Annotated in this window: 5 protein-coding genes and 1 pseudogene; 3 read left to right on the top strand and 3 right to left on the bottom strand. The window is 38.9% G+C overall.

From position 1 onward, the window contains the following. Positions 1-42 precede the first annotated feature (42 nt). Positions 43-951: pseudogene (locus GQR53_RS11370) on the top strand (GGDEF domain-containing protein); the annotation flags it as partial. Here GQR53_RS11370 and GQR53_RS11365 read toward each other — a convergent pair. Continuing rightward, positions 948-1,472, bottom strand: coding sequence for a hypothetical protein (locus tag GQR53_RS11365; RefSeq protein WP_165743978.1), 525 nt, complete (start codon positions 1,470-1,472; stop codon positions 948-950). The pseudogene GQR53_RS11370 and the gene GQR53_RS11365 overlap by 4 nt on opposite strands. 149 nt (positions 1,473-1,621) lie before the next feature. Between GQR53_RS11365 and GQR53_RS11360 the strand changes: the two genes are divergently transcribed. Then, a complete protein-coding gene (locus tag GQR53_RS11360; RefSeq protein ID WP_165743977.1) occupies positions 1,622-5,644 on the top strand; it encodes a rhombosortase-dependent M36 family metallopeptidase in 4,023 nt (1,340 codons plus the stop codon). A gap of 364 nt (positions 5,645-6,008) precedes the next feature. Here the strand turns inward: GQR53_RS11360 and GQR53_RS11355 are convergent, their stop codons facing one another. Beyond that, complete coding sequence (locus GQR53_RS11355; RefSeq protein WP_231620011.1) at positions 6,009-6,782, bottom strand: LysR family transcriptional regulator; 774 nt, start codon at positions 6,780-6,782, stop codon at positions 6,009-6,011. 108 nt (positions 6,783-6,890) lie between these two features. Here GQR53_RS11355 and GQR53_RS11350 point away from each other — a divergent pair, with 108 nt between their 5' ends. After that, complete coding sequence (locus tag GQR53_RS11350) at positions 6,891-7,562, top strand: hypothetical protein (protein ID WP_165743976.1); 672 nt, start codon at positions 6,891-6,893, stop codon at positions 7,560-7,562. A gap of 261 nt (positions 7,563-7,823) precedes the next feature. On the opposite strand, the gene GQR53_RS11345 is transcribed toward GQR53_RS11350, so the two are convergent. Beyond that, on the bottom strand, positions 7,824-9,905 hold the full coding sequence (locus tag GQR53_RS11345; protein WP_165743975.1) for a TonB-dependent hemoglobin/transferrin/lactoferrin family receptor: 2,082 nt from the start codon (positions 9,903-9,905) through the stop codon (positions 7,824-7,826). Positions 9,906-9,908 lie beyond the last annotated feature (3 nt).

Below are 9,908 nucleotides of genomic sequence, written 5' to 3'. Positions count from 1 at the left end.
TCCCCGCTAATTTCTTAGCAGGGATTTGTGTATAAGAGACAGCTTATAGGGACAGTCGTCACAAATAATTCCATCACTAATAATATGATTACAGGCCAAAGCGGTACTTCTATTGTTAAAAATAGCCAAGAGATAGAAATGCTAGCAGGCTTTTCCTCCGTGCCTAAAGCAAAATGGGTAATTGTCGCTCAGCGCCCTGTAAGAGCAACGCTTTCGTCACTTGATTTACTCATAACTGAAGTAATAAAACGTACATTACCGATGGCTGTTATTACGTTTCTTTTAATAGGTTTTTTTGCTCACTTTATTTCCAGGCCTTTAGAACAACTAGCAGACAAAGCAAATACACTTGACGATCCAACAAGTATTGAAGAGCTAAAAAGTGTTAAATCTTGGTACTTTGAAAGCCACAGACTAAAAATTGCAATGCTCAATGGAGTTAATACTTTGCAAATGCAGATAGGTCAGCTTCGTCATGATGCGCAAACAGATCCCCTAACTGATACTCATAACCGTAGGAGTTTAAACGGTTTATTAAACCAATTGATGTTTAAGCAAACTCCATTTGCTATTTTAGAGATAGACATCGATTTCTTTAAGCGAGTTAACGATACCTTTGGCCATGATAAAGGAGATGAAGCTCTTAAATCGCTTACTGATATTATCAAAAAATTATCTCGAAAAGACGATATCGTAGCACGTATAGGTGGTGAAGAATTTGTACTTGTCTTGCCTAATAAAAACAGCCAAAGTGCGCTCAAAATAGCAGAGCGACTACGTAAAACTGTTGAGTCTACAAATATGGAAACTATCGGCTTTATAACAATTTCAATTGGGATTGCAACTTGGCCTGAGCACAGTAACGACATAGACCAAGTTTACAAATGTGCTGACAAAGCACTTTACCATGCAAAAGAACATGGCCGTAATCAGTGCATTGTTGCTGATTAAAAGTGTGTTTCGATAGGTGAATAGTTAATTGCAATTTCTACATTGGTCACTGATTTATAGCTGTTTAGAGCACTAGACAATCCTGCAATATCAACATCCTTTTCAACAAGTAATGTGTAATTGTGAGCTGTTGACTTGATTAATTCATAATTATTTTTTAACTCATCAGGCACAGAATCGGTATTTAATGTAATGGTAAGAGTACCTGTTACTACACCTTTTTGTTTTAAGTTCTGATTATAAATAACGTCGCCTTTAAATAACTGCTCAGAGTTAAAGATAAGTTTATCACCCGATGAATTTATGCTTTTAGATGCATTTTTAATAACATCTTGACTACTTTCTTTTTTAGGGAAAATAGTGTCACTTTTCTGGTTCTTAGATGGTTCTTTTATAATAATTTCTGCTGTTTTAGGTTGTGCCTGAGAGTTGTTAACCTCTGTTTTTTCACTGTTATTACATGCAGATAGTAATAAAGCTGCGATTATTGGCACTGCACTTGTAAAAATTATTTTTTGCATTCGTTTACCTTTGTTTACTTTTCTTTAAATTTAAAGCTATTCAGCCTTATTCAAGTCTGTATATTAACAACTTAACCAGGAGTTTACATAAAACAATCAATTTAAAAACATTAAGTGTTTAAACATAATAAATACAAATAGGTGGATACATGTCTCAATTTAAATTAACAACTATTGCCATGGTTGTAGCATCTACATTAGCAGCAGGTGAGCTAACGGCCGCTGAACAAACTCGATTTTATGATGTAAGTGCAACAAATGCAGTTACTCAGGGTACTTCTTTAGCTGCTGTTCAGCAGAAAACCTTAGCCGAACGCGCCACTGTCTCGGGTCAAAAATCAATTTACGATGCACAAATGGGTAAAGCAACGTTTTTATGGCAAGCAATAGGTCAGCGTAAGCCTGACATGGCTTTAATCGCTGCTGATAACCGTAACCAATATGCTGCTGACTTTTATATTGAAACTTTAACAGGTATTAGTAATCGTAAAGCAACAGCATCTTCTGCTGTTATGGTTGATTTATCAGAGCAAAAACGTGGCTCTATTAGTGCAAAATACAAGCAACAAGTAAACGGTGTTGAAGTTTTTAACCGCGAATACAACTTGTTAATGGATAAAGAGTACAACTTAGTAGCAAGCTCGGGTTATTTTGCTGATACGTCGTCATCTAAAAATAAACTTGCTGCATTAACGGGTTTTGTAAGCTCAGAGCAAAGTATAAAAAAAGCATTTAGTGAATTAGCTAATATTGATGTCTCACTTCGTAAAATTGGTAATGAAGGTGGCTATGCAAAATATGAGGCTAAATCATTAGATGACTCTAAGATTGTTTTAGGTACACCACGTGCAAAAGAAGTGTTTTTTGAAGTGGCAGGCGAGCTTAAATCTGCTTACTACATTGAAGTAGAAGTAGCAGAAGTTGGCTCTTTAGAAAGTGACTACTTTAGTTACGTAGTAGATTCGAATAACAGCAAAGTATATTTTGCGAAAGATTTGAAATCTCATGCAGCTGACTTTAATTACCGTGTTTACGCTAACCAAGATGGCTACCCAATGGAAAGCCCGCACGGTGACGTAATTCCTGCTGATGGCCCAGGACAAGTAGACGAGACTGAGATTTTAGACGCGCCAATGGTATCTCTATCTTACTACAGCAAACTAAGCACAATGGACCCATGGTTAGCTGATGATGCAACGACAACTTCGGGTAATAACGTATTCGCATACGCCGATGTGATTGCACCTCAAGACTTTAGTGAAGGTGACTTTACCGCTGAAACAACTGCAGACTTCACATTTGACTACCCTTATCAAGTAGATGAAGTTGCAAATAGCTACGCAAACCGTAAAGCAGCTATTGTTAACTTGTTTTATATGAATAACTTTTTACATGATTTTTTCTATGATCATGGTTTTGATGAAACATCAAATGTAGCTCAAGTATCTAACTTTGGTCGTGGCGGCATAGAAGGCGACCCGATTGAAGCACAGGCTCAAGATAACTCAGGTCGTAATAATGCAAATATGTCTACACCAGCTGATGGTGCTAGCCCACGTATGCAAATGTACTTGTACAACAGTAAAGATGCCACTGTTGGTGTAGATTTTGGTATTACAGTAACTTCACATGACTCTTTAGGCCTTTTAGCTTCAACAAAAGAATCTGGCTTTGGTAAATACCAGTTCAGTGATGTGGCTGCAGAAGTTGTTCGTTTAGATGATGGAAATACAGTAGATTCAACAAGTATTAATGATGGTTGTGAGCCTGCTATAAATGCTGCTGAACTAGCAGGGAAAATTGCAATTGTAGATCGTGGCTCATGTGCTTTTACGATTAAAGTAAAAAATGCACAAGATGCAGGTGCAATAGCAACTATCGTTGTTAATAATGACCCAGATGCGGCAGAACCGGCACCAATGGGCGGTGAAGACGATACTGTAACCATTCCAAATATGGGTTTAAATTACGCTGATGGTCATGCAATGTATGACCTAATTGATGCTGGTGAAGTTGTTACTGTAGACATGTTTACCAAAGCAACATTAAAAGATGGTACGTTTGATAATGGTATTATTGCTCATGAATGGGGTCACTACATTAGTAACCGCTTAGTCGGTAATTCATCAGGCCTTATTAACTTCCAAGGCCGCGCAATGGGCGAAGGCTGGGGCGATTTCCACTCATTAATGTTTATCGCTAAAGAAAGCGATATAAATATTACAGGTAACGATAAGTTCCAAAAAGCATATGGTAGCGGCACATTTGTAGAAGACTTCTACTTCGGTATTCGTCGTCTTCCTTATTCAACTGATACAGATGTAAATGCATTGTCGTTCCGCCATATTACTGAAAATGCTGGTGCTGATATTGGTATATCACCAACAAGCGTGGCTTCTCCTCATGCTGCCGGCGAAATTTGGGCAACTGTATTATGGGAAAACTATGTAGCGCTTATTAACGAGCATGGCTTTAATGAAGCACAAACTCGAATGGCAGATTACTTAGTTGCAGGTTACAAATTAACACCTATAGCACCAACCTACACTGAAGCACGTGATGCTATTTTAGCTGCTGCCTATGCAGTAGACCCTGCTGATTACAAACTAATGGTGGGTGCATTTGCTAAACGTGGTATGGGTCTTGGCGCAGTATCGCCAGATCGTTTCAGTGAAGACCTTACTGGTGTAGTTGAATCGGATAAAACACAGCTTTCTAGCTATGCATTTGCAAGTGCTGACTTAAACAACATGTACAATGGTACAGAGCTTGGTTTTTGTACTAACGACAATATTTTAGATAAAGGCGAAACGAGTACGGTTAGCGTAACAATTACTAACCGTGGTAGTGAAGTACTTAGTGGTACAACAGCACAACTAACTGTTATAAGCGATCATGATGTAACATTTGAAAATGATGGTTTACTTACTTTTGGTGAAGTTCAACCGTACGAAGCAATAACTAGTAACGATATTAAAGTTACTTTGAACGAAGCGGGTACAGCTGAAACACTAGAAATTGAAGTCACATTCCCTGAAATTGAAACGGACGATGATATCGTTGAAGCACTTGATCAAACACTCACGTTTGAAGTAAATATGGGCTTTAAATCAGAAATGCCTGTTGGAGCTGTAGTTTCAGATGATATGGAAGTAGCAAGTTCATCACTATTAGATTTAAAAGAAAACGTAATGTTTGGCGGTGATTTAGCTGTTGGCACTCAGGTTATGGATAATAGTGGTAATATTGCCTTCTTTGAACAAGGTGGGTTTGAGCTAGGCACGCAGGCAATGCGCCTTGTAAATAATGGCTTCCAATCAGATGTAGCAATAGAGAGTAAGCCATTCGAAGTTGGTTACTCAGGCGACTTTGAAATCTCGTTTTGGCATTTCTATAGTATTGAGCAAAACTGGGATGGTGGTGTTGTAGAAGTTAGTGTTAATGGCGGTGACTGGGTTGATGCTACTGAAATTGGCGGCACATTTGATGTTGGCTATGACGCTGTTCTAATCGAAAACGATTCTCAAGAGCTTCAAGAACGTGAAACATACACAGGTAATAACGTACAAGATAGTGGCGCGTATGGTAATTATGAAACTATCAATTTTGGTGATGCTCTAAACGGCAACTTAGTAAAAGTACGCTTTAGAATTTCATCAGATGGCGCAGTAAGTGATTTAGGTTGGTGGATTGATAACCTAACTATGTCTAACGTTTTATCTCCTGTATTTTCTGAGCTTGTAGCGGGTGATTCACTAGCATGTGATAACGCAGCTCCACTTGTTTTAATCGAAAGTGCATCAGCGGAAATTACTGAATCGGCTACAGGAACAATTACAGCAACAGCGTCAGATCGCAATGGTCAAACACTGACTTATGCTTGGACTCAGGTTAGCGGTAGTGCTGCTACGCTCACCGGTACCGATACAGCAACTTTGAGCTTCACACCTGCAGCTATTACTGCAGATGAAGAGCTTGTTTTTGAAGTTGCCGTAAGTGATGGTGTAACAACTGTGACTCAACAAAGTACTGTAATGGTAAAAAATGAAGCGGTAGCAACTGTGCCTGTAACAGAATCAAAATCTAGCGGTGGTGGTAGTTTTGGCTTTATAGCTTTATTACTTACTCCATTAGTATGGTTTAATAGACGTCGCAAAAACGTTAGTAAATAAGTTTAAATAACATCCGTCAACTCTAAGCACATGACGGTTTTAATGAAAGGCCAGTAGCGTTTGCATCTGGCCTTTTTTATACACTTAGTTTGATGTTTTTAGTCCTGAGTACAGTAACGACATAGACCAAGTTTACAAATGTGCTGACAAAGCACTTTACCATGCAAAAGAACATGGCCGTAATCAGTGCATTGTTGCTGATATTAGCTAACCACTGCTTAGCTAAGTAATACTTTGCATTGAACTTAAATTGATAAATTCTCTATAAAGAGTGCATGAGTTTATTAAGCCAGCCATCAGCTTTTGATGGTTTGTAAATCATTACTACCTCTTCGCTGTAGTGACTGTTAACCCCCTTTACAGTTTATTTTTTAAGCCCTAAATCATCAATCACGAAATTTGGTAAATATGCCAACACCAAGCCACTTTGTACCACCTCCATTAATGCACTGTAATCGCTACATCTAAATACAATATTGCGCGGGGCTATTTCATCTTGCCAGCCGTCGGAGCCAATACCTTGTTCAAGGCCGCACAGTGGTGAAAACAACGGGCATGCAAAAGACAACTGTAGTAATTGGTTTTTATTGAGCGTTAAAGAGCCAGCTTTTACTAGCTGATGCCCAGCGGCCGCAACTACACTAAACTCAGTATTAAATACGTCAACCGCCACTAAATTAGTATGTGAGCTGTTGTTTAATGCCTCGCGAGTTACTAACGCAATATGCGCCGAGCCTGATGCAACTTGGCTTATGGCTTCACCTTCAAATACATTATTAATACGCACCGAGCAAGGCAGGTTACTAAGGGGTATAAGCAGCTTTTTTAAACCACTTTTAAGTAAAATGGCAGGGCCTGCAATAACCGCATTAAATTTATGATTATCGCTTTTAAAACGGCTAGTAAGCTGCTGGTAATTATGAACTAAATCGCTACTGTGCTTAACAAACTCTTTGCCTTTATCATTGAGTACTAAGGTTTTACCTACACGGTTAAACAGCTCCGTGGCTAAGTTTGCCTCAACCTTTTTTAGCGTTTTAGACAGCGCACCAGGGGTAATATTAAAGTGCTTAGCGGTTGTATGCAGATTTTGCGAACCCGCCATATTAATTACTTTTTCAATGTCATCTAAATGCATAGCGCCAAACCGTATTAACTAAAAGGAAACAACTAATCACTTATTATCGATTATTTGTATATAAAAATCAGCTTATAGTGGCGCTATATATATTTTTTGAGCACTAACATGAAACACATACTGCTATTTTTTATTTTATTATCTAGTGCAGCGCACGCAAATACACCTCAACACAATTCACACAAAACCCACAGCTATAATGGCTTCCATGGTATGGCGCTTATTTTAGCCGGCGATAAAGTACTTGCCAGCCACATGCCTTTATACGCCTCTCCACACAACCACCAAATAGTGTATGAAGTAACTACGGGTGACACCCACTTAAAAACAATCAAAAATATTTTAAATAAAGCAGCAGACGAGCAAGAACAGATCACTATTTTACCAACTAAATTTGACCTAAATTTATTAATAAATAAAAAGACACCCACCTTAAATGTAACTGTATTTAACGGCCATTTTGAACGCGGTGGCAACGCACTTTTTACTACAAAGCTAACCTTTAAAAACCCGCTATATGTTGAAAAAATAACGACTAATCAAGCACAAAAAAATGTGTTTACATTAATAAAGCTAACAGAGCAGCAAGGTTTAGTAATTCATAAAATACAAAGCAAGCCAAGCTATGACTCGTTAAGCTTAGTACCGCTTACTATGAGTAAATATAACGGGAAATTGAAGTGTGATGCTTCGATAAGCACTGCGCTTAAAAGCAAACTAGAGGCATGTTTTAAAACCGTACCAAGCTATTTAGAAACAAAAGACTTTGCAGTTAATTAATTTATAAAACCAGTGATTTTGGCTTTAAATCGCTGGCTTATAAAGTGTTACTTTGTTTTTAGTAAATTTTAAGATGAAATTTTGAGATGACACCCACCGTTAATTTTGTACTTTAGCCATAATGAATTAGGTGGTGCACTTCCAATTAGAATCTAGGAATCAATAAATAAAAAATTAGGTTGGGTGTCATCTTAAAAATAAACTCAACAAACGCTGCAGCTTCATGCAACGTTTGTTGCTATTTAATTTTCTAGGAGCTAATTAAAACTCATAGCTTATTTTGGCTGAAAAGTTACGCCCAGGTTGGGTGTATTGGCTAAAATCAGCACCTTGTGATTGACCTGCAATCAACTCAAAAGGTACATATTCTTTATCGAGCAAGTTAAGTACACCTACATTTAGCTGCCATGCTTGCCATTCGTAGTTTGCGTATAAATCAACAACGCCGTAGCCATGCCCTTGCGTAGTTTTATTACCGCTTGTATCAAGTACTACATCCGATTGCGATTTAGCAAAACGCAACGCGGCGGTCCAGTTAATATTACCCTGTTCTGTACTTAACAATACTGAGCCTTTTAACGGGCTAATGCTTGTAAGTGGCTGATCGGTTTCTTTATTTTCACCATCAACGTAAGCCACGTTTGCCTCTAGTAGTATATTTTCAGCTACATACATGGCAATTCCTGCTTCAACACCGCTTATTTGTGTTTCGCTAATATTTTGGTACTGATACAGCGTTTTGTTTACGCCAGGAATGTACGTTGGCTCAACACCTACTACGGCTGTTTCTATAAAGTCATCGTATGCTGCATAAAAAGCACTTAAATTTACGCTAATATCGCTGCTGGCGTATCTTAGCCCAAGCTCAAACGAATCACTGCTTTCAGGGTCTAAATCGGCGTTTGGTAATATTTGATAAAACGGTTCAACGCCGTGGCTTTGATAGGCTTGGTCGTGTGGTGGTATTTTAAAGCCTCGTACGTATTGCCCGTACAACGACAAGTTATCATCCACTTGGTATATAGCACCTAGCTTAGGCGAAAAAGCAGATTCGGTAATATCACCAAGCTGCGCATCGGCGTATAGCTCATCATTTTTAGCCTCTAGGGTGTAGTAATCATATCGAATACCTGCAATAACCGACCACGCGCTGTTATTAAACGAAATACTGTCTTGTACATAAGCGCCAATTAAAGAAGTATCAGCCCCCGGGAATGCTTTTTGTTTTTGGTCTGTAAAATCAACGGTGCCATCGGCTAAAATACGGGTTTTAAAACGTGGGCGGGTGGTGTCGTATAAGTCTATATCAACTCCGTATACCACTTCATGATCGGCACTCTCTGCGTTAAACCCTTTATTAAATACCGCTTTTAAACCTAAAATATTTTGCTCAAAACGATAGTCGTTATAATCGGTGTAGGTGCTTGCGCCACTAATTTGATCGCTTTGTTGCTCGTAACTACTATAAGACACTTGCCCGTACCATTTATCAAACGCAGCGGTTGCTACTTCTGAATGGTAATCGAGCGCCAGCGACCAACTCGTGTCATCTTCTTCTGTTTCTTGAACGGCAGGAGTAATAACTTGCTCAGTTGTTTGATTAAAGTAATCAAGGGTGTATTTAAGTGTGCGTTTTTCATCAAGCTGTTGCTCAAATTTAACTAATAAAGCATCCGACTTAGCATCATAACCGGGTAAGTTTTCGTCATAGTTTTGTACTTCTTCGCTATCGCGGTGGCTATACACGGCGCTTACTGCAAAGTCGCCTAAGTCTTTTGCCGCAGTAATATCGGCGGCAACTTGATTACTTTGACCTTGATACCCAAGCGCCATTTTTACAAAGCTGCTGTTATTTTTTAAATAATCACTAGGATCTTTAGTGGTTATAACCACAATGCCACCAAGTGCATCAGAGCCATATAATGACGATGCAGCACCTTTGGCTACTTCTACTTGTTTTACACCTGCTACGTCAAAATAATTACGGCCAACTAAATAGCCCCCTCCACCTGCATAACCATCGTTGGTGCGTCGGCCATCTTTTATAAATACAACCCGGTTACCACCAACACCACGTACTGTAAGTGTTTGCGCGCCTGCGCCACTGCCTGTGGTTGCAATGCTTGAATCGTATTTAAACATGGTTTGTAAATCTACAGCTAGCTGACGCTCTATGTCTTGCTCGGTAATAACAGTGACTGAGCCTGTTACATCTTTAAGCTTTTGCTCAAAGCGCGAGCCACTTATAACAATATGATCGTCAATTATGTTTTCGGCAATGGCAGTGCCCGAGCCGAGTAGTAAGGTTGCTATAGCAGTAAATCTAAACGCAGAGGGATTCATTTT

The sequence above is a fragment of the Pseudoalteromonas sp. Z9A6 genome (assembly GCF_011378805.1).
GTDB classification, from domain to species: Bacteria; Pseudomonadota; Gammaproteobacteria; order Enterobacterales; family Alteromonadaceae; genus Pseudoalteromonas; species Pseudoalteromonas distincta.
Note: the sequence above shows the minus strand (reverse complement) of the source record. Positions and strands in the feature narration are given on the sequence as shown.

Excerpts from the sequence above, each read along its gene's own strand:
- GQR53_RS11365 (WP_165743978.1), bottom strand. The coding sequence starts at position 1,472 with ATGCAAAAAATAATTTTTACAAGTGCAGTGCCAATAATCGCAGCTTTA.
- GQR53_RS11360 (WP_165743977.1), top strand. The coding sequence starts at position 1,622 with ATGTCTCAATTTAAATTAACAACTATTGCCATGGTTGTAGCATCTACA.
- GQR53_RS11355 (WP_231620011.1), bottom strand. The coding sequence starts at position 6,782 with ATGCATTTAGATGACATTGAAAAAGTAATTAATATGGCGGGTTCGCAA.
- GQR53_RS11350 (WP_165743976.1), top strand. The coding sequence starts at position 6,891 with ATGAAACACATACTGCTATTTTTTATTTTATTATCTAGTGCAGCGCAC.
- GQR53_RS11345 (WP_165743975.1), bottom strand. The coding sequence starts at position 9,905 with ATGAATCCCTCTGCGTTTAGATTTACTGCTATAGCAACCTTACTACTC.